A 24,593-nucleotide genomic window follows, 5' to 3' on the forward strand; every position below is an offset into this window, starting at 1 on the left:
GGCAGGTTGCCTACGTGTTACTCACCCGTCCGCCGCTAGGGTCCGAAGACCCTCGCTCGACTTGCATGTATTAGGCACGCCGCCAGCGTTCGTCCTGAGCCAGGATCAAACTCTCCATTAAAGTTGAGTCGATATAGCTCAAAAATTTACTACTGGCGAGAATTTGCATTCTCTTATTTATTGCACTCACTCGATGTTCAGTTTTCAAAGGGCAATTACTTTATTTGCTGATGTTTCGTATCTCATCAACCGGCTTGTCTAAAAGGCCGGAAGACCAATCTACCACATCTCGCATTCACTTTGCAAGTACTTTTTTCCGAGCTCAGCGAAATTTGTTTTACACTTTCGCAACAATCTGCGACAGCGAAAATCAATTTACCACATTCGCTTTCCATTTGCAAGCTCAGTTTTCAATTTCCAATCCAAGGGAACGAATCCACATGGCACAGAACCTTGTAACCGAACCATCTCAACCGGACAGCGAAAGTTAATTTACCACATTTACTATTCACATTGCAAGTCTTTATTTCTCGCAAGTTTTCGTATCCGACAGCCTGTTCAGCGGCCGAAGTTGATAATGTATCACACCGCCGCTCGCATTGCAAGGGTCATTTTTCCTTTCGGATGAAAAAGGAGTAATATACATAATGAGGTGAATAAACGATGCAACAGCCTTTGTTAACGGTAGAAGGATTGACCGGCGGATACAGCAGGCAGCGTCCGGTGCTGCAAGATCTCAGCTTCAACGTCCGTCCGGGCGAAATGGTAGGACTAATCGGATTGAACGGTGCCGGGAAGAGCACCACGATCAAGCATATATTGGGCTTAATGCAGCCCCATACGGGAACCATTCATCTAAATGGCAGAGCGATCGACGAAGAGCCGACGACTTACCGCCGTACTTATGCGTATGTGCCGGAAAGCCCGCTTTTATATGAAGAGTTGACGGTTAAAGAACATCTGGAGCTGGCCGCGATGGCCTATGGGGTGAATCGGGAGTCATTCGAAAGCCGGGCTGAACAGCTAATGGAAGAGTTCCAAATGTCGGCCTACGCGAATCGGTTGTCCGCTCATTTGTCCAAAGGCATGAAGCAAAAGGTCATGATCATGAGCGCTTTTCTCGTGCGGCCGGAGCTGTTCATTATTGATGAGCCGTTTCTCGGGCTTGATCCGCTGGGGATTCGTTCACTGCTAGAGCTGATGGTACGGGTAAAGGAAAGCGGCGCAGCGATTTTGATCAGCTCTCATATATTGACCACGATTGAAAAATATGCGGACCGATACGTGCTGCTGCAAAAAGGTAGGCTGACTGCGAAGGGAGATCTCGCTGCCTTGAGAGAGCAAGCCGGAATGCCGGGAGCTACGCTGGATGACGTATTCTATCATCTGGTCACTCGGAGTGGGGATAACCAATGAAGCTCGAACTGAACATCAGTCAGCTATGGAGGAAGCGGACAACGGAATTTCTCCTCGAGATCCGGCCCTATCTTGGTTATGCGCTTCAGAGTATCGCTATGACTGTGATTTTGGCGATGCTTGCGGGAACTTACTTTTATACAAAGCTATTAACTGAAGCGCCCGCGGGATTTCCCTTTCGACCGATTGCCGCTTTAGTAGTATGGCCGTTGCTCGCACTATGCCCGATTCGCACTTACCTCAAGGACGCAGACCTGATGTATTTGCTGCCGCTGGAAACGGAGCTGTCGGTCTACATGCAAAAAGCAGTACGGCGCGCCTTTGGGATCCAGTCGATTGGGCTATTGGCAGTATGGCTGATTTTGTGGCCCATGTATGCGCTCGCGGCAGGGAACGATGGCTATCGGTTTGTGTATGTGCTGGCATGGCTGCTCGTCATTAAACATGTGATGCTGAAAGGGAAATGGCAGGAGCTGCAAGGATCGGACCGGCTTCCGGCGATGCTGAGGTCTCTTTTTCGGTGGATGTCAGCGGCGGGACTAAGCTATGCTTTGATGAATTTGTCGATGGCATGGGGATCGCTTGTCACTGCCGGCGGATTGCTCTTGTACCTCGCAGTTCAGCGAGCCTACGGGAAACGGAGCTTGAACTGGCTTGGTCTTCTGGCTGCAGAACGGAAGCACCGGTCGGTTATTTTCAGGCTGCTCAATTTGTTCATCGATGTGCCCGGCATTCATGGCGCCCCCCGATGGAGGCGAGCTCCGAAAATGCTGCTGAGGGCGCTTGGCGGGCATCATTTTAACGCGGAGTCTACTTATACTTTCTTATATTCTCGCATTTGGCTTCGATCGGAATGGTTTGGGGTGACAGTTCGGCTTACGGTACTGGGCATGATTCTGATTGGAGTTTCTACTGGGGTGCTGCTGCCGGTGGTGCTTTGGATCTTGTTTAGCGGCTTAACGGCGGTTCAGCTGAAGGAGCTGCAGCGTGTGTACCAGCATTCCGACTGGTCTTTTATATATCCGCTGCCCCCTGATTTGAGAGCCCGCTCAGCACAGCGTGTGCGGTTCCGTATACATATCGGAGTGCTGATTCTCCTTGGGCTGCCGTCGCTCTGGGCGCTGCCTCATCCCACCTACGCAGGTGGACTTTTCGCTTTGGGATGCGCATTATCGGCGCTCTATCATATGCGTCAGCGGTCTGATCAAGGAAAGAAAGGCAGGAATTAAGGCTGTTGCGGTACATCATCTTGTCGTATAATGGGTAATGCATTTGTGAATCCCGGATACAGAAAGGACTATTTACCGCTATGAGACCTACCCCTGCGATAACCCGAGCAACGAGACGCCGCAGCAGCAGCCGCATGCCAATGAAGCCGCTGATCTGGACCCTGGTTGGGCTGATCGTATTCTTAATCGTTAGCAGTATCGGCATTTCCACGTACGTCGGATGGAAGCTGACGCATACAACGCCAACGGCTTTGGATGACTCTCCAGCACGACTTGGTATGACCTTTGAGCCGATTCAGTTTCAAAGCCGCGAAGATCATTTGAATCTGAAGGGCTGGTACCTGCCAGGAAAAAGCTTGAGCTCAGAGGACGGCACCCCAGTCACCAGACCCAATATCATCATGGCCCATGGATACGATAACAACCGCTTGCAAAAGAAAACCGAAGCGCTGAATCTCGCCAAAGAATTGGTCGATCGCGGCTACAACGTGCTGATGTTCGACTTTCGCCATTCCGGCGAATCCGAGGGGACGTTGACTTCAGTCGGTTATTTTGAGAAGTACGACCTGCTGGGCGCCATCGATTGGATGAAAGCGAAACACCCGGGCAAGATCGGCTTGCTTGGTTTCTCGATGGGGGCCAGCACTTCGCTGATGGCTGCGGCTGATGAGCCGTCTGTAGCCGGCGTTGTTGCCGACAGTCCGTTCAACCATTTGGGGCACTACTTGCAAGAGAATTTGCCGGTTTGGTCGCACCTGCCGAACTTCCCTTTTACTCCGCTGATCATGACAATTCTGCCTAGAATGACAGGCATCGATCCGAATGGCGTGGATGCGCTGTCCGCCGTAGACCGCATCTATCCGCGGCCAATCCTGTTCATTCACAGCTCGGAGGACCCATCGATTCCGTACCAAAACAGCGAGTCGATGTGGGAGAAGCACAAAGACAAATTCGATTTCTGGATGCCGAACGGCGAAGGTCATGCGAAGAATTACCCGAACCATAAGCAGGAGTATGTGGAGAAGGTTACGTCGTTCTTCGAGAAGCTGTAGCACCGTTCAAAGTATACGCCGCTTTTCGAGTCAGCACCTGCTGGCTGGGAAGCGGCGCTTTTTATTTTTGCAGACAAAAAAGAAGGCCATCGCTCGATGACCCTCTTCGTCTGCCTATTTAGGAAGTAGTTACGGTATTCTCGCTATACTGAATTCGCTTGCCGGAACGCGAGGACTCATAGATGTCCATGACCGAACGGAACGCCTTGTAGCCTTCCGCACCGTCGATCCAGAACTTGCGCCCGGTTGCCACATGCTCGTAGAAATCGCGGATTTGCACGCCGTGGCTTACGCCCCAATACGACTTTTCCCCCAGTTCGTTGACCACCGGCTCGCTGAGCAGCGTTTGTTCTCCGTTCTGTGTGAGGTACAAGGTGTCGCCTTGCATGCTGAGCTTGCCGTTCTCAAACAACAATTCAACCTCTACCGGTGAGTTGATAGCATAAGCATTGGTCGCATAGAAAATCGCGGTTACTCCACTGCGGAAAACCAGGTGCGCATGCACGGTATCTTCCACCTCGATCACGCCTTCCAGCGCGTCGGTGGACATGGTGCCCTTGATGCTCGCGAGCTCGCCGCCCAGCCATTGCAGCAAATCCAAGGTGTGGATGGACTGGTTGATCAGCACACCGCCGCCTTCCGTCGCCCAGTTGCCCTTCCACTCGGTGGCGTAATACTTGGCGTCGCGGTGCCAGGTGACAATCCCCTTCATCCCCTGCAGCTTGCCGAGCTCTCCGGAATCCACATACCGCTTCATGATGACCGATGCAGGGTTGTAGCGATTTTGGAAAATGACGCCGAGCTGCACGTCCGTATGCTTAGCTGCTGCATCGAGCATCGTCTGCGCAGCTGCTTTCGTTTCGGCCATAGGCTTCTCTGTCAGCACATGCTTGCCTGCCGCCAGCGCATCCACCGTCATAGGAGCATGCAAATAGTGCGCGGTACACACGTGGACCACGTCGATATCGGCTCGCTTCAGCATTTCCCGGTAATCCGTGTAATAGTCACAGCTGTATTGCTCTGCTGTTGTGCGAGCCAGCGCTTCGTTCGTATCCACAACCGCAAGCAGCTTGGCAGATTCCAGTCCTGCAACCGACTTCAGATGGACGCCCGAGATGGCGCCGCAGCCAATAACAGCTATACCTAATGGTTTCACAGGTTTCACCTAGTTTCATTATGATAGTTTACTAATCCTTTACTTTTAATAATGCAGTATAATAATAACGCATTCTTTGCGTCTATTGCTCATTTTATTGCTTTTATTGACTTTTTGGAAATCTGATGTGGGAAATCTTGAGAGACAAAGTGCAAAAAATGGTGCATTGACGGTCATGCCAGCTGCATAGTATGATTTTTTTTGTCTGCTAAAGGCAGGTACTCCTATGAGGAATTGGGGAATACATACTCGATGGATATTAAAACGATTGCGATTGCCCTTTACTTGCTGCTCATTTACTGGCTGTCCCAGAGCTTTCCGACGCTAAAGCCGTTATTTTATCCGACTCTCGGCGCGTTCTCTTATTTGTTCGTCAGCCGAACCTTCGCCATCAAGGACTTGATGCGGCTGGTTGCCGGAGCGGCCGCGGCGTCGACATTAGGATCCGTGCTCTTCTTGACGGGGTCGGGGCTATGGGCGTTTCTAGTGACGTCACTGTGCACGATTTTGCTGATCCGCAAATTTCACTTGAACGCGCCTCCCATTATGGCGGTTGCGCTCATTCCATTTTTCTCCCAGGCGGTTCACTGGTGGGTGCTGCCGCTGTCCGTCAGTGCTTCTCTGTCCGGACTTGTCGCCACCTTGCTGCTCACCGAGCTGCTGGCTCAACCCATCCGAATGCTGCTGCTCAGATCCAAGGACAACGCGCGTACGCCCGCTCAATAATCCAAAAACCGTTCGCGCACCTTTGGGTCCGGCAGCATGCAGGCCTCCGATTGTCCAAACCACTTATATCGATTACTCGCAATATAATTATAGAGCCCATCCCGCAATCCGCTAGGCACCAGGTGAAACATACGGCAGAGCGGCCACGCGCCGTTCAAGCCTCCTGCAATTCGAAGCGCCGCCGCAGACTTGGTGTATGCCTTGCCGCGATCGATCACCACCACGCTATCCAGTGATGTCGGGTCAAGTCCATTCGCAAGGAACATGCGCTGCCCCGTCTCCGACTGAATCGCTGCAAACCGAAACTTCCCCTTCCGGTCCCGACGAAGAATAAATTGAACCACCCTGTTGCATAAGCCGCAGGTCCCATCATACAGCACAACCGGATGCGCATTAGGCGCAGCTGTGTTGATTTCCCCCATACGCTGTTCCCCCTTGCCGACTTGAAAAAAGAGCATGAAGTCCGCCTTCATGCTCTTACGTTCTATTTTACCACTTTAATGATCCACTGTGTTTACAAAATCAAGGATCATCTGCGCGAGCACGTCGGTCGTTTCGATCATGCTCATGTGGCCGGCCCCGTCGATCTGCTTCTGCGTGATATGCTCACCCTGAACCGAAAAGGTGCGGTCGGGCGCAATGATCTGGTCCTTGGAGCCCGCCACCAGCAGGACGGGTACCTGCGCAGACGCCAGCACGGCATTGCGATCCGGCCGCGTGCGCATGCCCTCCAGCGTCGCCACCGCTCCTTCAGGGCTCGTGCCTAGCCCAATACTCTTGGCCTGCTGTACAGCATCCGGCATCGAGGTCAGATGCTCCGGCGCGAACAGCTTCGGTATCAAGCCGTCCAAAAACACCGGCAGCCCCTGCTCCCGCACCGTCTGCTGCGCTTTGAGGCGGCCTTCCTTGCCTTTCTCATCGTCGGGATACGCCGTCGAGTGAACTAAGCCGAAGGCGCGCAGCTTGTTCGGGAACTTCTCGGCAAAGGCCAGCGCGGTATAGCCGCCGAGCGAATGCCCGAGCAGGATGACGGGGCCAAGCTCGATTGCATCCAGCAATCCGGCGATGTCTTCCGCCAAAGTCTCCATGCTGTACACGTTGTCCGCCGGCGCTGACGATTCACCATGGCCTCGCAGATCAGGCGCAATGACCCGGCAGCGGCCTTCAAGCCGTGGGATCAGCTGATCCCAATAGGCCGAGCTTCCGCAAAATCCGTGCAGCAGAACGACAGGAATTCCCTGGCCGCTATCCTTATAGGCGATCTTTTTACCCTTCACTTCTTTGGTCTGTTTCGTCATTCGGATTCGCTCCTTTTCTCCCCTTATTATACCCCGTTTACCTGATTTTTTCCTCGCGCACCTTACGTGTGGCATACAAAAAAAGCCCTACACCTCCATCGTGTAAGGCCCCTCGCTCGCTGTTTTATTTTTGCTCGGATGGTCGCGGCTCCGCTACCGGTTTGTACTTGGACGAGACGTATGTCTCCGCCTTCGGCTCCGTGACGACCTGAGCATTCATACTGTCCAGCTTCGGATCAGTTACCATGTAACTAATGACTGCACGCCCCTCCTGCTCGAAACGGATACCCGTAATGGCAATGTCATAGCCCGCTGTCGGCTTTTGGCCCCGGGAAAGTATGACTTTGTTTACCTCGTCGTTCACCTTCTCCACCGTTACGGTGACCTGCTCTTGCGGGTCAGGCTTTTGCTGGTGGCTCTCGATAAACCGGATCGCGTTGAACACCCACACCGCCGCCTCTCCGCGGCTCATTTCCTGCTTCGGGTAAAACTTGCGGTCTTCGCCCAGCTTCATAATGTTATGCAAAATGACCCGTTGAACGCTGTAGCCCGCCTGCTGGTCGATTTGATCCTGGTCCGCCAGCAATACAAGCATTTTCACGACGGGAAAGCTGCCTTTGGTATCGATCGCGTGGATGAGCAGATCCGCAAACTGCTCGCGGGTAATCGTCCCGTTCGCATCGATGTCTTTCGGAATCGGAAGCCCGTTCAAGTGGGCGATGATGAAGGCCTGCGCATACCAAGCATCATCCGGGATGTTCGTAAAATAGTCGGAGGCCAGCGGCTTTTTGACAAATTTGATGTTATCGATGTTCAGGCCGAGTCCTTTGACGATCAGATTGATGCTCTGCCCGTAGCTGACCTTGCCCATCGGAACGTACCGCTGTCCGTCGATGCCGCTGACGATGCCGCGGTCTTTTAACGCCATGATCGGCTCCTTCTGATCTCCGTCCACGTCGCTAAACGCAAACACGGTTCCTGACATCAGGCTGCAAAACAATGTGGCTGCTGAAACGGCGGTAATCCATTTTTTCATTCCCCTATTGCCACCTTCCATTGACTTTGGTCTGTTGGATTTATTGTAGCCAAAAGTTACCCCTCAGACGGTACGCCTCGTAAAAAGGTTGCAGGATATTTTGCTCATCTTTCTGACTTTACATCACCGAATGAGGCGAGGGTAGCTAACGTGGAGCATTCGTGGAATGCCTGCTGCTTGCAGCCTAAGCAACGGTTCAAATCCAATTGATTCATCGAAAACACAATCGCTCCCGAAGTATGGTCAAAGAAGTGGTGTTGCCCGATCCGCTCATACAACCCGGTCTTTTGTAAAAAGGCCTTGGGCTGAGGCTGAATGCCGGAAATAAGGATCCGCCCGCCGCTGCTTGCCACATGCTTGACGATTCCAGCTAAATTGGATTCACCCGTAGCATCCAGGAAGGGGACTTTCCCCATATGAAGAAGCAGCACTCTAGGAGTCTGCCCGACGAAACAGGAATCGCCGGACAGACTCCCATGATGTGACCTCAGCGAATCCATAATCGAAGTTTCGATCCGATGGGCCGCACCAAAAAAAAGAGGTCCCTCGAGCGTTAAAATGTTGATTTGGGGGCAGCCAAGGCCTTCTTTCACCATACTCGTCACCGAGGTGGTGTCGCGCATCCGCTTTACAAAGACGATCACCGCAAGAAGCAAGCCGACCACCACCGCTGTCGTCAAATTCGTAAATACGGTAAGGAGGAAGGTGATGACTAAGATGACGGAATCGCTTGTTTTCGTTCGGAGCAGATGGACGAATTCTTTGCGCTCACTCATATTCCACGCTACGACCATCAAAATGGGTGCCATACTGGACAGCGGAATGGCGGACGCAAAGGGTGCAAACACAATCAGCACGATCAGGACGGTTCCCGCATGAATCATTCCGGATAGCGGTGAAGCCGCCCCGCTTTTAATATTGGTGGCCGTACGCGCAATAGCCCCGGTGGCCGGAATGCCGCCAAAGAGCGGAGTAATGATATTCGCCACTCCCTGCCCAATCAGCTCTTTGTTGCTACGGTGTCTCGTGCCCCCCATGCCATCGGCCACTACCGCCGATAACAGCGACTCAATCCCCCCGAGCATGGCGATGACCAATGCGGGAGGCAGGAGCATGGTGATTTGTTCCATCGATACATGCGGCATAGTAAAGGCGGGAAGCGCGCTGGGAACCGCCCCGTAGGTCGAGCCGATGGTAGCTACTTTTCCGCTGAACCATAAGGCGGCGGTAAGGCTGGAGATGACAAGCCCGACTAAGGAGGCGGGAATCTTAGGGTACACTCTAGGCAAGGCAATGAGGACAGCCAAGCTAATTAGTGCCGTAATGACACTGTAAATATTCGTGGTGGAAAGGTGCATTCCGATTTCTTTCATATTGGATAAAAAGTCCTCATGGCTTTTCATTTCTCGTAGGCCCAAAAAGTTTGCGATTTGACCCGAAAAGATAATGACTGCGATCCCTGTGGTAAACCCGATCGTAACCGGTTTGGGAATAAACTGAATCAGCACTCCGAGCTTGAATATGCCCATGAGAATAAGTATAACCCCTGCCATCATACCGGCCAGGAGCAAATTTTCATATCCATACTGCAAGACAACACCCAACAAGATGGGGACAAAAGCTCCGGTCGGACCTCCGATTTGGAATTTAGAGCCGCCCAGCAATGAAATAAGGAACCCTGCAATAATGGTCGTATACATCCCGTATTGCGGTTTGACTCCGGAGGCGATGGCAAAGGACATGGCCAGCGGGATGGCTACAACCCCAACGATGAAACCGGCCACAAGATCCCGTTGAAAGGCTTGAAGCGAATACCCGGCAAATCTACCCGACCCATTCATAGCAACCCTTCTTTTCATAGTTTTGTATATCTGATTATTTGGATATATAAAAAATCATAATCCTAGACACAAAAAAATTCAATGCCTTTTTGATTTGAAATCGGCATTGAATGATGTATCAGAGTCCGCCCGTCCTCATATTCTCCAGCAGGTTAATCGTGCCCACCAAATGGTTATCAAAAATCTGCTTGGCTACGATTAGCAGATCCTTCACCAGCGGGTCTCGCAGGCTATAGATCACCGAAGTTCCCTCCTTGATACCAAACACGACATTCTTGCTTCTGAGAACCGCCAGCTGCTGGGAAACGGCCGAGCCTTCGCTGCCGATGATCGTCTGAATTTCATTGACGGTCTTATCGCCCTCGGACAGTACTTCAAGAATACGAATGCGCAGCGGATGAGCCAAGGCTTTGAAAAATTCAGCTTTGAATTGCTGCAGTTCAAGGTTCATCATGCTTCCCCTCAACCTTCAAATATTTAGAATTATCATATCATAAAAACCGTCCCGGCAACCAACTCCGAGATCAAGGATAAAACCACAGCCTGCGTGAGACGCTAACCTTCGGAGGTGATTGACGATGGCAGGCAGAAACAGCAAACCGGACAATACCGGGCCGGCAAGCTCGCCTTCCCGGTTGGATCAATTCGGGGACAAGCTCGCGGATGATACGGTATCCCGGGACGCAGCCAATTGCGATACAGGAAAACAGAGAAAATAAAGGATGACGGATGCCGGGCGGGTGACTGCTTGGCATCTTTTTTTATAAGGTTTGAGCGGAGCTCAAGAAGTCTAGTATTTCAAGGAGCTTTTCTTATAAAAACAGCTGTTGAGGGGGCTGTAGTAAAGACTTTGCCCACGCTTTCACACAGTGGTACAATAGAAGGGACAATTTCTTATAGTTAGGATGACTCGACGTTGAAAAAGATCGGACGAAACGATGCCTGCCCGTGCGGCAGCGGAAAAAAATACAAGCTCTGCTGTCTCGATAAGGACCAGGCCAACAAGGTGACGCGGATCACCCCAAGCCAGGTCGAAGAGCCTTTATCGGCTTGGACGGACAAGCTGCCCTGGTCGCAGGAGCAGTACCGCGACATCGCGCTGCAGCTAGGCCAAACGATGAGCGACCGTTATACCCGCCAAGAGATCGAAGAGACGGTCACTTTGTGGAACGCCTACACTGCGATCCAGCAGCCCACGGTTCGGAAGCCGGGCACCTATTGTGCCGCGATGGAGTATTGCTACGCGCAGCTGCAAGGCAAGTCGGAAGTGACCAAGTCGCAGCTGGCAGAGCTCTACGATGTGGCTGAGAGCACGATCACCAAAAATGCGAAAGCACTGATGGAGGTTGTCGAGCCGATGCACCGTGAGCGGGCAGTTCAAGCTTCGGCGAGCCCCGCAGCTGTGGCCGCGGCCGATCACCGGGTATCCGCTAAGCGCAAAGAAGTGGCTGCTGAGCTGATCAAGCAAGCGTGGAATCAAACGACGGCACGGAAGAAGGCGCAGCTGGCGGCTCAAGCGGTCGACCTCGACCCGAATAATCCGGAAGCCTATGCACTGCTGGCCGAGAATGCGGCCAAAACGGTCGAAGAAGCAGCCGAATTTTATAAGCAAGGGATGCTGGCCGGTGAACGGGAGCTTGGGAAAGCTTTCTTCGAGGAGCATAAAGGCGTGTTCTGGCTTGCGCACGAAACTCGCCCCTATATGCGGGCAAAGCAAGGCTACGCCGAAGCGCTGCGGCTGGCCGGCCGTGCGAATGAAGCTATCACGCAATGCGCGCAAATGCTGGAGCTCAATCCGAACGACAATCAAGGCATTCGCTACTTGCTCCTGACTTGCTATCTGGACATTCAAGATTGGAAGCGGGCATCGAAGCTGATCGAGGCTTACGACGAATCCGGCACGAGCTTTAATTATAACCGGCTCTTGGTTGAGTTCGGCCAGAAGGGCATCACGTCCAAGCTTTCCAGTCTGCTCAAGGAAGCTCACCGGCAAAATCCGCATGTATCCGGTTATTTGACCGGCAGCAAGCCCGTTCCGAGTGAGACACCGGATGCCACTGGCTTTGGTGATGAACGCGAGGCGGCCTTTTATGCCCAATCTCATTTTGAACTCTGGCAGCGTCAACCGAAGCTCCTTCGTTGGTTAGAAGAGGAACTTCGTCATGGCCAGTAAGCTTCTCACGGCGCTGCTCATTGCAGTTATGCTGCTGAGCACGTGGGATGTATTTGCTCAAAAGGACGATTGGCGCTACCGCAACCAAGTCGCCGTCTTGATGTATCATCACGTGCACGATACGGACGAAAGCTCCAGCACGGTGAGCAGCGCTCTGTTCCGGGAGCAGCTGAGCGATTTGAAGGCTCGCGGGTATCATTTTATCTCGATGCAGCAGTTCAAAGCGTTCTATGAGGGCGCGCCCGTGCCGGACAATGCCGTGTTCGTGACCTTTGACGACGGCTATGAGAGCTTTTATCTGAATGCGTTTCCCATTCTAAAGGAGCTGGACGTTCCGGCCGTCAACTTCATTGTCACCAAAGATTTGGCCGATCCGAAGGCCACCTCCATCCCCTCGCTGTCCAGAGAGGAAATTCGGGAGATGCTCAGCTACAAGCCGGGCATGATCGATGTCGGGTGCCACTCGGACAATCTGCACTTCAAGGCGGAGGATGACAAGGCGGCGCTGACGAATCCGATGACCGGCGCCAGTGGAGGCAGCCCCGAATCCGCGAGCGCTTACAACGATCGCATCCTGGCGGATACGAAGGCGTGCGTGCAAAAGCTGGACGAGCTGTACGCAGGCATGCCGGTGAAAAGCGCGGGCGACACGTACGCTTACCCGTTCGGCATTTTCACGGCTGCGTCGGAGAAGCTGGTCACGGAAGGCGGGACCCGCTATGCCTTCACCATCGTCAGTGAAATGGCGACCCGCGGCAGCAGTCCGCTGGAAATTCCGCGGATCAACGCCGGGAATCCGAGCATTAAGCCGGAGCAGCTGCACAAACAAATCATGCTCCGCGTAAAACGAGCGGGGGCCGCGAAGTGAGTCGCAGCCTTCGCTTTTTTTATTTTGGACCCAGCGGCTGCGGCTGCTTACATTTATAGGAAAATCCTATACTCCTCATTTCGAATGACTATTTCCCAAGTTCTTGGGAAGCGGCCATAATGAAATTAAGATGAGGCTGATGTTTGGCTCTCGAGATGAGGTGACGGATATGGGAAAGCTTTTTCCAGCGCTCCTGCCGGAGCATGAAGCGTTTATTGCTAAGCAGAAGCTGTTCTTTGTCGGGTCGGCGCCGACGGACGGACATGTCAATCTTTCGCCGAAGGGGCACGATGTGCTGCGGGTGCTGTCGCCTACAGAGGTGGCGTACTTGGATTTGACCGGCAGCGGAAACGAAACCAGCGCGCATCTGGACGATAACGGCCGGATCACGTTGATGTTCGTGGCCTTTGAGGGAGCGCCGATGATTCTAAGGCTGTATGGGCAAGGGCAAGTCATCCTGCCGGATTCTCCCGAGTGGGAGGCGCTTGCCTCCCGCTTTGAGCTGCTTCCGGGCGCGCGGCAAATCATCCGGGCTGAAATTCACGCAGTCAAGACGTCCTGCGGGTTCAGCGTGCCGTTCTTCCACTATGAGGGCGAACGCGACATGCTTCAACGGTGGGCTGCGACCAAAGGGGAGCAGGGGCTGGATGCTTACCGGCAGGAGAAAAATGCCGTCAGCATGGATGGGTGGGTGACCCCCATCGGGCAGCGGCTGCGGGAGCAGGGGCAGTGAATGTAAAAGGGCAGCTCTCACATCAACGTGGGAGCTGCCCTTATGTTGTTTTAGGCCGGCATCCGCACGACAAAGCGTGCGCCTTCGCCGGGCTTGCTCGTGCAGCTGATCGAGCCGCCGTGGAGCTCGACGATCGATTTGGTGATCGCCAGGCCCAGCCCGGCGCCACCGTGCTTGCGGCTTCTCGCCGTATCGACGCGGTAAAAGCGGTCGAACAGCTGCTGGGCGTGCTCCTCGACGAAGCCTGTTCCGTTATCCTGCACGGCCAAGACCAGCTCGCCTGCCTGAAGCTCCAGCGTCAGCTCGATGCTCCCCTCCTTGGGGTCGGTATGCTGCACCGCGTTTTGAAACAGGTTGAGAATCACCTGCTTCATCTTATTGCGGTCGAACACCCCGCTGCGCTCGGAGATCACCTGCACCCGCACCTGCCGGTCACCGGCCACCAGTCGAAGCTGCGGCTCCATCTCGCGGATGACCTCGCTCAAGCGGCCGTCCGCCGTCTGCAGCGTCGGGGTCTGTTCCAGCCGCGCCAGCATCAAGAGGTCCTCCGCGAGGCTTTTCAGCCGCTTCGATTCCCCGTACATGCTGTTCAGCGCCTTCTGCAGCTGATCCGGCTGCGATGCCGCTCCGCGCAGCAGCACCTCCAGGAAGCCATGAATGGATGTGAGCGGCGTGCGAAGCTCGTGAGAAGCGTCCGCGATAAAGCGGCGCATTTGCTCTTTGGCCTGCTGCTCCGCCGCGAAGGAGGACTCCAGCCGCTCCAGCATGGCATCGAACGCAATGGACAATCGGTCGATCTCCAGCTGCTCGTGACGGATCGGCAGCCGCTCGTTCAGATTGCCCGCGTTGATTTTCTCCACGGTGTCCACCATGCGGGATAAGGGGATGAGCGTCCGCCGTAAAATCGGCAAAAACGTCAACAGACCCGCCACCAGCGCAAGCAAGGACAATAGCCCATACGTGAGCAGCTGCTTCACCAGAATGCTTTGCAGGACGTCCAGCTTCAGGCTGACCTGCGCAACCCCCTGCACCTTCTCCCGCGAGCTGACCGGGTACAAAACGACCAGCTGCTTCGTACCGAGCTCATCCTTCACGATCTGATAGCTCAAAGCACGACCCGCAAGGGAGGCCTCGTCATAAGCAGCATCGGACAGCTTGGGTACCGCGACCAGCTCGCCATCCGTTCCGGTTTCCTGAAAAATCACCTTAAAATGCTTCTCCATATCCATAAAAGCAATCGTAGAGCCGCCCGAACGCAGCGAATACACCGGATTGCGATAGTCGGCGTTGTCCGCTGAGAAGGCAGGAGCCTGCGACCAGAATGGAAATGGAATCACTCGCATCTGACTTTGAATCGTCTCCGCCCGGTTTTTGTATAAAAATTGCGCCATAATCACGTATTGAAACATCCCGATGAGCAGCAGCAGCACGGAAATGATGAGCAGCGAACGCGACAGCAGCTGGAACCGCAAGGAGGTCGGGCGACGGATCATGATAAATCCACCCGGTAGCCGGAGCCGCGAATCGTCCGGATAATCTGGTGATCCCGATCGTCCAGCTTCTCGCGCAATGCACGGATGTACACCTCCACGATGTTTTCCTGCCCGCCAAAATCATACCCCCACACGTTCTCCAAAATGACAGCTTTACTCACCACCCGGTTGTGATGGATAACGAGATACTTTAACAATTCGTATTCCGTCGCCGAGAGGGAGAGCGTCCGCTGCTCGTATCGGATTTCCCTGCGGCTGTCATCAATGCTGAAGGGCCCGATGGTCAGCTCGTTCATCAGCTGCGGGAATTGATTGCGAATCCGCGCATGAATCCGGGCTAAGAGCTCCTCGAAGCTGAACGGCTTGATCATGTAGTCATCTGCGCCTACCGTCAGCCCCCTCACCCGGTCGTCCACCTCTTCCTTGGCCGTTAGCATAATGACCGCCACGTTCTCGAGCCGCTTCAGCATTTTACACACCTCAAACCCGTCGAGCCCCGGCATCATCACGTCCAATATGACCACATGCGGATGAAACTCCCGTGCGGTCTGGATCGCGGAAATCCCTTCCTCCGCCGTCATCACCTGAAACCCTTCGCTCCTTAGCCCCATCTCCAAAAACTGCAATATCGTAGGCTCGTCGTCGACAAGCAAAATTTTAATTTGATCGGCCTGATACATTTGCTTCACCTCAAGGCTATTGTACAACATTTTGATGAAAATGAGCCTTCCGCCAGCCCCAAATCGAAGGATTTAAGCAAACGTTCAGCTTCCGCCACAAGCCAAAATAAATAGAGACCCTGATTATTGGAATAATCAGAATCTCTATGTGATCAGCTTCTTCACTTCGGTTGCAGTTCATCGTTAACGCTCGGATTCATCAATTGCAGAAAAAGAATTTTCACGCTCCTTTGTCCAAGTGCTATGGATAATGAAAAGGTTGACTACCCATCTTCGATGAACTATCTCCTTTCTGTTCAGATTGACGAGAGTGATTCACCTCGTTAAATAGATATTAACCTATTATTTTAATTTTGTAAATATTCTGAATTATTAGTATTTTAATAGTTTTCCCCATCTATCGTCACTGAGCTTCAAATTACGCGTGTTTTGGCGGGATTTCAACCCTTTTTTCGCTAAAAAAAGACCGAGGTCCCTCTCGTTCGAAAGGAATTCCCGGCCAATGCCATGGTTACCTGTTGTCCACCTTTTCCGGATACAGGTCGTGATTGAGCAGCCGGTGCTCGGCCATTTGCTCGTATTTGGTGCCCGGCTTGCCATAGTTGCAGTACGGGTCGATGGAGATGCCGCCGCGCGGGGTAAATTTGCCCCACACCTCAATGTACTTCGGATCCATCAGCTTGATCAGATCGTTCATAATAATGTTCATGCAGTCCTCATGGAAATCTCCATGGTTGCGGAAGCTGAACAAATACAGCTTCAGCGATTTGCTCTCGACCATCTTGTGATCGGGGATGTAGCTGATATAGATCGTCGCGAAATCCGGCTGGCCGGTAATCGGGCACAAGCTGGTGAATTCCGGACAGTTGAATTTGACAAAATAGTCGCGGTACGGGTGCTTGTTATCGAACGATTCCAGCATCTCCGGCGCATAGTTCATTGGATACTTCGTCTTCTCGTTGCCGAGCAGCGTCAGATCGAGCTCGTCTTGATTTCTTCCTGCCATGTTCGTGGCTCCTTTCCAAAAGCTAAGCTTCTATTATAGCTCATTTCCTTGAGCAATGTAAGCCTTACACCGGTCGCCCCCAAACCTCCCTCAGTGTCTCGCGGAAAAGCTCATCGAGCCTTGCCTCCTGACCCGGCGGAGCGGAAGGCAGCTGGGCTGCCGATTGTTTAAAATGGGCGATTTGCTCCTCCAAAAATTGATTGAGGACGTTCACCCTTGGCTCGGTATCAAACTCGTCGCCGGCTTTTTTTCGCTCTACCAGTCTCTTGATAGCTGCTCTCAGCTCACTATGCGCCGGTACCAGCTCGTCCACCAGCCGGTCAAAGTCTAGCGGGGGCATTTCATTGCGCGTCTCGATCCACATACAGGAGAAGATGGGACGGAGGACGTAGAAATATTTTTTGGTGCGGATCTGCTCTCCGGTCGACAAAAAATCACGGTAATTCCGCTCCGCCATATGCAAGTAATGATAGGTGCACGACTGAGGGGCGAACGTCAGCGGCGAAAGCTGCCTTACGCGTTCTGCTGCGCTATAGGCCTCGTAATATGGGATTGGCGACTGAAGCCACTCCAGCAAAGGAGGGTTTGACTTGCGGAACAAGCTCAGCGCTTTGCGCAAATCCCAGCCGCTAATATCCAGCGTGTCGCTGATTCGCCGCTCGATGACATCCCTTTTGTCCCAGATTGACAAATACCATTCCACCGGATGGACATACAAAAACCGCACGTCGTAATCGCTCTCCTCCGACGCCAATCCGTATGCCCGGCTCCCCGCTTCACAGGCATACAGCACACGCACCTGCTCTTCCTGCTCGATCCGCCGCAGCTCCTCTAAGATTGTCTCTTTCACACATTTGACCTTCTTCCCCGGTTCCATTACATTGATGTTATCGCGATCTTTAGTCCGTCAGGAGGCACTATTATCCATGAATCCCGTCATTGAGCTGTTGAAAAATCACCGGTCCATCCGCAAATTTAAAGATATTCCGCTCACTCCCGAGCAAATTGACGCCATCGTCACCTCCGCGCAGGCGGCATCCACCTCCAGCAACGTACAGGCCTACACCATTATCGCCGCAACCGATCCCGAGCTCCGAAAGCAGCTCGCAGAGCTGACCGGCACAGCCTACGTGGAGCAAACCGGGCTTTTTCTGATCTTCTGCGCAGACCTGTACCGGATCAAAGAAGCGACGGAGCAGCATGGCGAGGTGTTCCATCAAAATATGGAGAGCTTCCTCGTGGCCACCGTGGATGCCGCACTGGCTGCGCAAAATGCCGCCATCGCTGCAGAGTCCATGGGCCTTGGCATCTGCTATATCGGTGCCGTCCGTAACCAGCCACAGGAGATCAGCAAACTGCTGCAGCTGCCCGAGCTGGTGTATCCGGTATTCGGGCTGACGATCGGCGTACCGGATCAAGCGCCGATACAGCGCCCACGTCTGCCGAAGGAAGCGCTCGTGCATCTGAACGGGTATCAAGTGGAAGCCGGTCGTGAAGGCGTCCGCCAGTACGACGAAACGGTGCACGAGTACTACAAGGTGCGCACGCAAGGCAAGACGCTGACCAACTGGTCCCAGAGCATGGCCGATAAATACCGCAAGCCCGTGCGGGCCCATATGCGCTCCTTTCTGGATGCGCGGGGATTTCGACTGGAGTAGGCTGCGGAGCCTACTCTTCTTTGTTTTTATCGACTACTTTGAGCGCTTCCCTCACGCTCAAGCCGGAAAGCTGCGGCGTTTCCGCCACAAACTGCCGCACCGCTTCTTCGTTGACCTTCGAATATTGACGCAGTGCCCATCCGATCGCTTTGCGAATAAAAAATTCCTTGGAGTCCGCAGTTCGCCGAATGTAATCAAACAGCAGCTCCTGATTCGTGCGCTCCTTATAGCCGAGCTGAAATAGGATCGCCGTCCGCTGCAGCCACATGTTGTCGGAGCGAATCCATTTCTCGGTATAGGTAGGGATGAGGTCAGGAAAACGCATCAAATGCTTCCCCACGATCTTGCCTGCAATGGTGTCCACCGAATCCCACCATGAGTTTGTAACGATCAGCTTCTCCAGCAGGTCGATGTGCTCTTTCTCCGCTTTTTTCACATGCTTCTCCAGCAGATTCAGTGCCGTATATTGAAACTCCCGCTCCGGCAGCGCCCACAGCGCTTCCACGCACGCGATAAGCTCCTCCCCTGCAGGTACTCCGTGATATTGCCAAAACTCCCGCTCCAGCAGCGTTCGTTCCGGATTTTTGATCCCCAAAAAGGGAAACAAATTTCTCATGTATGCTTCCATCGGACCCGCAATGTCCTGATTTGCATGCGTTTTTAGCCATGCCTCCAGCTGGGCGGCGATGGGACTGGTTATTTGTTGCTTTGTTTGTGGATGGCTCAATCTTGTTCTCCCCTTCAACTGAAAGCCTTTCTATTCCTATTCTTCACGACTCTCGGATTCCCTATGTCGAAGCCAATGAAAAAAGCTGCCCCTCGCAGGACAGCTCATGTTAAAAGCACAAGATTACTTTTTAGCCAAATATTTGCGAATATCGAAGCCTACCGCCGCTACGATAATCAAGCCTTTGATGATCAGCTGCCAGTACGGGCTTACGCCGATAAAGGTCAAGCCGTAGTTGATGACGCCGAAGATCAGCACGCCCGCCAAAATGCCCGGCACAGTCCCGATCCCACCTGCCGTAGACACGCCGCCTACTACGCAGGCTGCAATCGCATCCAGCTCGTACATGTTACCGTAGTTGTTCGTTGCGCCGCCGGTTCTCGCCGCTTCCAGCACGCCGCCAAGACCATACAGTGCGCCGGCAATCGCGTAGATGTAGATCAGGTTGCGGCCGACGTTAATCCCCGATACTGTGGCCGCCTGACTGTTGCCGCCGATCGCGTACATATTTTTGCCGAGCCGGGTTTTGTTGAAAACGACCCAGACGATCAACGCGACAACTATGGCTATTATTACGATATAAGGAATGGAATAAGGACCGTTAGGGCCGATAAATCCGGTACCGATGTTGGTGAAATCTTGGCGCAAGCCAGCAATCGGCTGCGATTCGTTCGGCTTCATGTCAAAATAAATCGAATTCGCGCCATACACGATAACCATCGTCCCTAGCGTTGCGATAAATGGGGGTACACTAAACTTGGCAACAATCCAGCCGTTAATCAAACCGACGACAATCCCGGCTACCACGCCGAACAAAATCGGCAGCCAAACCGGAAGGTGCGGCATATCCGGGAAAAAGCGCCGCGGGTAATCCGTAATTTGCAGCATGGAAGCGGAAATGACCGCCGTTAAGCCAACGACGCGGCCTGCGGACAAGTCCACCCCGCCTGTGATCAGTACGAACGCCGCTCCCAGTGCGATGATCGCGCGTGTAGAGTTTTGGAGCAAAATATCACGCAGGATGTCCACCGATAAAAAGCGCGGATCGGATACTGCGATACCTAGTACAAGCACGATAAGGACAATATAAATCGCATTTTGCGTAAACAGGCTGCCTAGCTTTTTTGTATTCATAGGATGTTGTCCTCCTCAATTGCAACTGATAACGAAGAGTCTCGTTAGCAGTTGTCAATAATATTAAGCGAGATGTTTGGTGGCGAGGCGCATAATTTCTTCCTCGGACGTCGTGTTTCCGTCTACGATGCCAGACAAGCGGCCGTCGCTCATGACCATGATCCGGTCTGACATCCCAAGCAGCTCGGGCATTTCAGAGGAAATCATGATGATGCTTTTGCCCTGCTTCGCAAGGTCGGCAATGATCGAATAAATTTCAAACTTGGCTCCTACGTCGATGCCGCGTGTAGGCTCGTCGAGCAGCAGAATATCCGGCTCCGTGAGCAGCCAGCGCGCCAGCAGCACCTTTTGCTGGTTACCGCCTGACAGGTTCTTGATCAGCGTTTTCGTCGTAGGGGTCTTTACCCGCAACTGCTCGACGCTTTTTTCCACCTCGGCCTTGCCCTTCGCTTCATTCAGCAGACCTACTGGGGTCATATACCGTTCCAGGTTCGCGATCACGGCATTCTCATGCACGGACAGCACTGGGAAGATCCCTGTTACCCGGCGTTCTTCGGTGAGCAGCGCCATTTTGTGCTTTTTGGCGTCAATCGGCGATTTAATCTTCACGGGCTTGCCGTGCAGCGAAATTTGGCCTCCCTTGATCGAACGGAGTCCGAATAGCGCTTCAATCAGCTCGGTCCGCTGTGCGCCAACGAGTCCACCGACCCCCAGCACTTCGCCCTTGCGAAGCTCGAAGCTGACGTTTTGAAACGATTTCGGGAACGGAGAGGTCAGGTTCTCCACCTTCATGAGTACGTCGCCCGGAGTGTTATAGCGGTCCGGAAAGCGCTGGCTCAAATCGCGGCCTACCATCTTGGTGATGATCAGGTCAGTCGTCATTTCCGATGCCGGCCATGTCCCGATGTACTTACCATCACGCATGATCGTCACATCGTCGGAGATACGAAGGATTTCCTCCATCTTGTGCGAGATATAAATGATCGATACGCCGCGGCGCTTCAGATCGTTAATGATCTTAAACAACTGCTCCACTTCGTTGCCCGTCAGGGAAGACGTCGGCTCGTCCATGACGATGACTTTCGAGTTGAACGATACCGCCTTCGCGATCTCGAGCGATTGAATTTTGGAGACCGACATGGTGCCTACTTTTGCATATGGATCAATGTCCATGTCCAGCTGCGCAAACAGCGCTTTGGTATCTTGGACCATTTTTTTCTCATCAATAAGCTTGAATAACCCGTAATTTTTCAGCGGAAAGCGGCCCAGCCAAATATTCTCCATCACATTGCGGAACGGAACCGGATGAAGCTCCTGGTGAATCATCGAAACGCCTAGCTCTAGTGCGGTCTTCGAATTGACAATATCCACTTTCGTGCCGTTCAGTACGATCTCGCCAGCGTCTGGCCGGTAAATTCCGAAAAGACATTTCATCAGTGTTGATTTGCCCGCGCCATTCTCGCCCATCAGGGCATGCACCGTTCCCGGCCGCACCTTCAACGTTACGTTATCGAGCGCCTTCACCCCGGGAAATTCTTTGGAGATGCCATTCATCTCAAGTAAAAAAGCACTTGCCGTCATAGTCACGCCCCCTGCCAATTTGGTTCATTGAAATAGCAAGGGGGGCAACGTAAGTGTACATTGCACCCCAGCTGTTTTGTGTTCGGATCACGGAAGACGGAAAGGATTACTTCGCGTCGTTCATGTTGTCTTTAGTGATTTTTTTGTAAGGTACCCAAACGTATTTACCGTCGGTGATTTCATAGCCTGTGTTATCTTTGTTCGGTGTTTGGCCGGAAGCCAGTACGTTGGCCAGGTTGAAGGTCGCTTTACCTTGGTTTTTCGCATCGTTCAGTACCGTACCGAGCAATGTGCCGTCTTCCAGTGCTTTAAGTGCTGGTGCTGTAGCGTCTACGCCAACTACCGGCATGAATTTGCCGTCTTTGAAGTAGCCTTTGGCTTTCAGAGCTTCAATCGCACCCAGTGCCATGTCATCGTTATTTGCGAATACGGCTTCAATTTTGTCGCCATGGGATGCCAGGAATGCCGCCATTTTTTCTTGGCCCTTGACGCGGTCCCACATCGCTGTATCTTCAGCCAGCTTCTCTACTTTCATGCCGGAGTCCTCTACCGCTTTGATCGAGAACTTCGTGCGAAGCTCGGCATCTTGGTGACCCGGCTCGCCTTTCAGCATGACATATTGCAGCACGCCGTCTTTGTTTTTATCCGCTTCCGGATGGGCTTTGAAGTAGTCGACGATCAGCTGGCCTTCCATCGTACCGGATTGCTCGGCTTTTGCGCCTACGTAGTACACTTTATCCCATTTTTTCATATCGTCAGCGAGCGGCTCGCGGTTGAAGAAGACGACTGGAATGTTCGCTGCTTTGGCTTTATCTACGATTACGCTAGCGGCTGTCCGGTCTACCGGGTTGATCGCCAGTGCATTTACTTTCTTGGTGATGAACAAGTCTACTTTATCGTTTTGAGTCGGCTGGGAGTTTTGGGAATCCACGATATCCGCTTGCGCTTTGCCTTCGGCCGCTTGGCTGATCGCGTTCCGTACGCCTGTCATAAACGTATCGTCAAATTTATAGATCGCTACACCGACTACCGGCTTCTTTGCGCTTGTATCTGTCTTTGCGCCGCCTGCATCTGTTTTGGTGCCGCCTGTGCTGGAGCATCCAACCGCTGTCATCATCGCCGCAGCGACTACAAGGGAAACCATTTTTTTCTTCATCTAGGAAGACCTCCGTTTTTTTGTATTTAAGTATTCGTTGTTCGCTTTTTCATTATCATCGAAACGAGCGGAAATGCGAATTCAATATCCTCACATTTTCTATCAATATTCTGATGAGTTCTGAGTAGGATTTTTAAGGTTGTGCGATTCTTCAATAGCGGATATGATGAAAATTGAAACAAATCTGTGGTTGTGAAGCACACGCCGCTCAGTTCTCCGTTGGGGGATCGGGCGGCCTTTTTGTTTTCTTTAGAGTCGTATCGTGGGGGGATGGATGGGGATGAGTTATGAGCAAGCGTACTTAGACTTTGTGCAGCATCATACGGGGGTAGCGTATGGGGAGCGGGCGCGGAGATTGTCGGAGGGGCTGGGACATGCGGAGAAGCGGTTTTTGCAGGAGGTGTGGTGGCCGGCGGTCGGACATTTCGACTATTTGCATCCGGAGTTTGAAGTGAGCGATTTCAAGGATGGCCAGCGTTATCTGGACTTTGCGTATTTGCGTGCGCCCTTTAAGGTGTGTATCGAGATTGACGGGTATGGGCCGCATCTCAAGGACATTAGCCGTTGGAAGTTCGCCGATCAGCTGATGCGGCAAAATCATCTGGTGATCGATGGTTGGTTTGTCATCCGCTTCTCCTACGACGATATTGCCGAGAAGCCGCGGCGCTGTCAGCAGCTGGTGCAGCAGCTCCTGGGACGATGGTTCGGCGATGAAGTCGTGCCTGCTGAGTTGACGTTCAAGGCGAAGGAGATCGTTCGCCTTGCAGTGCACAAGCAAACCCTGATCACGCCCGCCGATGTGTGCGCGCGCTTGGGGGTGAGCGACCGGTACGCTCGAACGCTGCTGAAAGGCTTAGTGCAGCAAGGCATTTTGGCACCAGCAGCCGGAACGGCCCGGGTGCGGTCTTATCGGCTGACCGCAGCGGGGCAGCGTTTTTTTCTTTAGTGGGCGTGGCGGGGGCCGCCGCGGGAGTAGTGGAACTATGTTCCGCTATGTGGGGCGAAACCCGGGCGCGAGGGCCGAAAAGGCTAGAATAACGGAACACAGTTCCGCTAAGTCGCGTTTTCGGCGGTTTTTCGGCGGGATAGCGGAATGTAGTTCCGCTAGGGGTGGGTGAGGGGCGCCGTATGTTGGGCTGGATGAACCGGTGGAGGATGAGAGTTGGATGCGCATGGAAGTAACATGGAAGCGTTAGCGGAACTGTGTTCCGCTATGGTGGGGCATCGCGGGGGAGGCCGCGGGAGTAGCGGAACACAGTTCCGCTATTTGGGGTGAAACCCGGGCGCGAGGGTCGAAAAGGCTAGAATAACGGAACACAGTTCCGCTAAGTCGCGTTTTCGGCGGTTTTTGGGCGGGATAGCGGAATGTAGTTCCGCTAGGGGTGGGGGGTGCTGTATGTTGGGCTGGATGATAAGTTGGTGAATGGGAGTTGGATGCGCATGGAAGTAACATGGAAGCGTTAGCGGAACTGTGTTCCGCTATGGTGGGGCATCGCGGGGGAGGCCGCGGGAGTAGCGGAACTACGTTCCGCTATTTGGGACGAAACCCGGGCGCGAGGGCCGAAAAGGCTAGAATAACGGAACTCTGTTCCGCTAAGTCGCGTTTTCGGCGGTTTTTGGGCGGGATAAC

Annotated in this window: 24 protein-coding genes and 1 rRNA gene; 10 read left to right on the top strand and 15 right to left on the bottom strand. The window is 53.2% G+C overall.

Going from position 1 to position 24,593, the window contains the following annotated elements; translation table 11 throughout:
• Positions 1 to 121, bottom strand: a 16S ribosomal RNA gene (locus FPZ49_RS31600); the annotation flags it as partial.
• Positions 122 to 663: 542 nt separating this feature from the next.
• On the opposite strand from FPZ49_RS31600, the gene FPZ49_RS31605 reads away from it, so the two are divergent.
• From FPZ49_RS31605 to FPZ49_RS31615, 3 genes are all read left to right on the top strand, one after another.
• Entirely contained in the window at positions 664 to 1,416 is a 753-nt protein-coding gene (locus FPZ49_RS31605; RefSeq protein ID WP_144854331.1) for an ABC transporter ATP-binding protein, read from the top strand.
• Complete coding sequence (locus tag FPZ49_RS31610; RefSeq protein WP_144854332.1) at positions 1,413 to 2,645, top strand: ABC transporter permease; 1,233 nt, start codon at positions 1,413 to 1,415, stop codon at positions 2,643 to 2,645. The genes FPZ49_RS31605 and FPZ49_RS31610 overlap by 4 nt, the downstream gene beginning before the upstream one ends.
• Positions 2,646 to 2,725: 80 nt before the next feature.
• Positions 2,726 to 3,697, top strand: a complete 972-nt coding sequence (locus FPZ49_RS31615; protein WP_261381719.1) for an alpha/beta hydrolase — start codon at positions 2,726 to 2,728, stop codon at positions 3,695 to 3,697.
• Positions 3,698 to 3,815: 118 nt separating this feature from the next.
• On the opposite strand, the gene FPZ49_RS31620 is transcribed toward FPZ49_RS31615, so the two are convergent.
• On the bottom strand, positions 3,816 to 4,853 hold the full coding sequence (locus tag FPZ49_RS31620; protein ID WP_144854333.1) for a Gfo/Idh/MocA family protein: 1,038 nt from the start codon (positions 4,851 to 4,853) through the stop codon (positions 3,816 to 3,818).
• Positions 4,854 to 5,105: 252 nt separating this feature from the next.
• On the opposite strand from FPZ49_RS31620, the gene FPZ49_RS31625 reads away from it, so the two are divergent.
• Positions 5,106 to 5,579 (top strand): hypothetical protein, encoded by a 474-nt coding sequence (locus FPZ49_RS31625; RefSeq protein WP_144854334.1) that lies wholly within the window; start codon positions 5,106 to 5,108, stop codon positions 5,577 to 5,579.
• Here the strand turns inward: FPZ49_RS31625 and FPZ49_RS31630 are convergent.
• The 5 genes from FPZ49_RS31630 to FPZ49_RS31650 form a co-directional block, all read right to left on the bottom strand.
• Positions 5,573 to 6,037 carry a thiol-disulfide oxidoreductase DCC family protein gene (locus FPZ49_RS31630; protein WP_261381720.1) on the bottom strand — a complete coding sequence of 155 codons (465 nt, stop codon included), beginning with the start codon at positions 6,035 to 6,037 and terminating at the stop codon, positions 5,573 to 5,575. The genes FPZ49_RS31625 and FPZ49_RS31630 overlap by 7 nt on opposite strands.
• 39 nt (positions 6,038 to 6,076) lie before the next feature.
• Positions 6,077 to 6,877: an alpha/beta fold hydrolase gene (locus tag FPZ49_RS31635; RefSeq protein ID WP_144854335.1), complete on the bottom strand. Its 801-nt coding sequence runs from the start codon at positions 6,875 to 6,877 to the stop codon at positions 6,077 to 6,079.
• A gap of 124 nt (positions 6,878 to 7,001) precedes the next feature.
• Positions 7,002 to 7,913: an S-layer homology domain-containing protein gene (locus tag FPZ49_RS31640; RefSeq protein WP_144854336.1), complete on the bottom strand. Its 912-nt coding sequence runs from the start codon at positions 7,911 to 7,913 to the stop codon at positions 7,002 to 7,004.
• A 104-nt stretch (positions 7,914 to 8,017) separates the two neighbouring features.
• Complete coding sequence (locus tag FPZ49_RS31645; RefSeq protein ID WP_144854337.1) at positions 8,018 to 9,754, bottom strand: SulP family inorganic anion transporter; 1,737 nt, start codon at positions 9,752 to 9,754, stop codon at positions 8,018 to 8,020.
• A 118-nt stretch (positions 9,755 to 9,872) separates the two neighbouring features.
• Positions 9,873 to 10,205 carry an ArsR/SmtB family transcription factor gene (locus FPZ49_RS31650; protein WP_144854360.1) on the bottom strand — a complete coding sequence of 111 codons (333 nt, stop codon included), beginning with the start codon at positions 10,203 to 10,205 and terminating at the stop codon, positions 9,873 to 9,875.
• 127 nt (positions 10,206 to 10,332) lie between these two features.
• On the opposite strand from FPZ49_RS31650, the gene FPZ49_RS36200 reads away from it, so the two are divergent.
• The 4 genes from FPZ49_RS36200 to FPZ49_RS31665 all read left to right on the top strand — a co-directional run bounded on the left by FPZ49_RS36200 (position 10,333) and on the right by FPZ49_RS31665 (position 13,528).
• Complete coding sequence (locus FPZ49_RS36200; protein WP_186446218.1) at positions 10,333 to 10,473, top strand: hypothetical protein; 141 nt, start codon at positions 10,333 to 10,335, stop codon at positions 10,471 to 10,473.
• A 197-nt stretch (positions 10,474 to 10,670) separates the two neighbouring features.
• A complete protein-coding gene (locus tag FPZ49_RS31655; protein WP_144854338.1) occupies positions 10,671 to 11,927 on the top strand; it encodes an SEC-C metal-binding domain-containing protein in 1,257 nt (418 codons plus the stop codon).
• Positions 11,917 to 12,795, top strand: a complete 879-nt coding sequence (locus FPZ49_RS31660) for a polysaccharide deacetylase family protein (protein WP_144854339.1) — start codon at positions 11,917 to 11,919, stop codon at positions 12,793 to 12,795. Before FPZ49_RS31655 ends, FPZ49_RS31660 begins: the two co-directional genes overlap by 11 nt.
• Positions 12,796 to 12,964: 169 nt before the next feature.
• A complete protein-coding gene (locus FPZ49_RS31665; RefSeq protein ID WP_144854340.1) occupies positions 12,965 to 13,528 on the top strand; it encodes a pyridoxamine 5'-phosphate oxidase family protein in 564 nt (187 codons plus the stop codon).
• Between the two features lie 50 nt (positions 13,529 to 13,578).
• On the opposite strand, the gene FPZ49_RS31670 is transcribed toward FPZ49_RS31665, so the two are convergent.
• From FPZ49_RS31670 to FPZ49_RS31685, 4 genes are all read right to left on the bottom strand, one after another.
• The gene (locus FPZ49_RS31670; protein ID WP_144854341.1) at positions 13,579 to 15,021 is read right to left on the bottom strand and encodes a sensor histidine kinase; all 1,443 of its coding nucleotides are present in this window, start codon (positions 15,019 to 15,021) and stop codon (positions 13,579 to 13,581) included.
• Positions 15,018 to 15,701, bottom strand: coding sequence for a response regulator transcription factor (locus FPZ49_RS31675; protein WP_144854342.1), 684 nt, complete (start codon positions 15,699 to 15,701; stop codon positions 15,018 to 15,020). Before FPZ49_RS31675 ends, FPZ49_RS31670 begins: the two co-directional genes overlap by 4 nt.
• Before the next feature lie 511 nt (positions 15,702 to 16,212).
• The gene (gene queF / locus FPZ49_RS31680; protein WP_144854343.1) at positions 16,213 to 16,707 is read right to left on the bottom strand and encodes a preQ(1) synthase; all 495 of its coding nucleotides are present in this window, start codon (positions 16,705 to 16,707) and stop codon (positions 16,213 to 16,215) included.
• Positions 16,708 to 16,771: 64 nt separating this feature from the next.
• Entirely contained in the window at positions 16,772 to 17,584 is an 813-nt protein-coding gene (locus FPZ49_RS31685; protein ID WP_144854344.1) for a nucleotidyltransferase domain-containing protein, read from the bottom strand.
• Between the two features lie 49 nt (positions 17,585 to 17,633).
• Here FPZ49_RS31685 and nfsA point away from each other — a divergent pair, with 49 nt between their 5' ends.
• Positions 17,634 to 18,365, top strand: a complete 732-nt coding sequence (gene nfsA / locus FPZ49_RS31690) for an oxygen-insensitive NADPH nitroreductase (RefSeq protein ID WP_144854345.1) — start codon at positions 17,634 to 17,636, stop codon at positions 18,363 to 18,365.
• Between the two features lie 10 nt (positions 18,366 to 18,375).
• Here nfsA and FPZ49_RS31695 read toward each other — a convergent pair whose 3' ends face one another.
• The 4 genes from FPZ49_RS31695 to FPZ49_RS31710 all read right to left on the bottom strand — a co-directional run bounded on the left by FPZ49_RS31695 (position 18,376) and on the right by FPZ49_RS31710 (position 22,963).
• Entirely contained in the window at positions 18,376 to 19,092 is a 717-nt protein-coding gene (locus FPZ49_RS31695) for a DNA alkylation repair protein (RefSeq protein WP_261381721.1), read from the bottom strand.
• A gap of 123 nt (positions 19,093 to 19,215) precedes the next feature.
• Complete coding sequence (gene mglC, locus FPZ49_RS31700; RefSeq protein WP_144854346.1) at positions 19,216 to 20,226, bottom strand: galactose/methyl galactoside ABC transporter permease MglC; 1,011 nt, start codon at positions 20,224 to 20,226, stop codon at positions 19,216 to 19,218.
• A gap of 63 nt (positions 20,227 to 20,289) precedes the next feature.
• Positions 20,290 to 21,807 carry a sugar ABC transporter ATP-binding protein gene (locus FPZ49_RS31705; RefSeq protein ID WP_144854347.1) on the bottom strand — a complete coding sequence of 506 codons (1,518 nt, stop codon included), beginning with the start codon at positions 21,805 to 21,807 and terminating at the stop codon, positions 20,290 to 20,292.
• A 106-nt stretch (positions 21,808 to 21,913) separates the two neighbouring features.
• Complete coding sequence (locus tag FPZ49_RS31710; RefSeq protein ID WP_144854348.1) at positions 21,914 to 22,963, bottom strand: galactose ABC transporter substrate-binding protein; 1,050 nt, start codon at positions 22,961 to 22,963, stop codon at positions 21,914 to 21,916.
• Positions 22,964 to 23,243: 280 nt separating this feature from the next.
• Here FPZ49_RS31710 and FPZ49_RS31715 point away from each other — a divergent pair, with 280 nt between their 5' ends.
• Positions 23,244 to 23,909 (top strand): DNA-binding response regulator, encoded by a 666-nt coding sequence (locus FPZ49_RS31715; RefSeq protein ID WP_144854349.1) that lies wholly within the window; start codon positions 23,244 to 23,246, stop codon positions 23,907 to 23,909.
• The last annotated feature ends 684 nt before the right edge of the window (positions 23,910 to 24,593 follow it).

The sequence above is a fragment of the Paenibacillus cremeus genome (assembly GCF_007786445.1).
GTDB lineage: Bacteria > Bacillota > Bacilli > Paenibacillales > NBRC-103111 > Paenibacillus_G > Paenibacillus_G cremeus.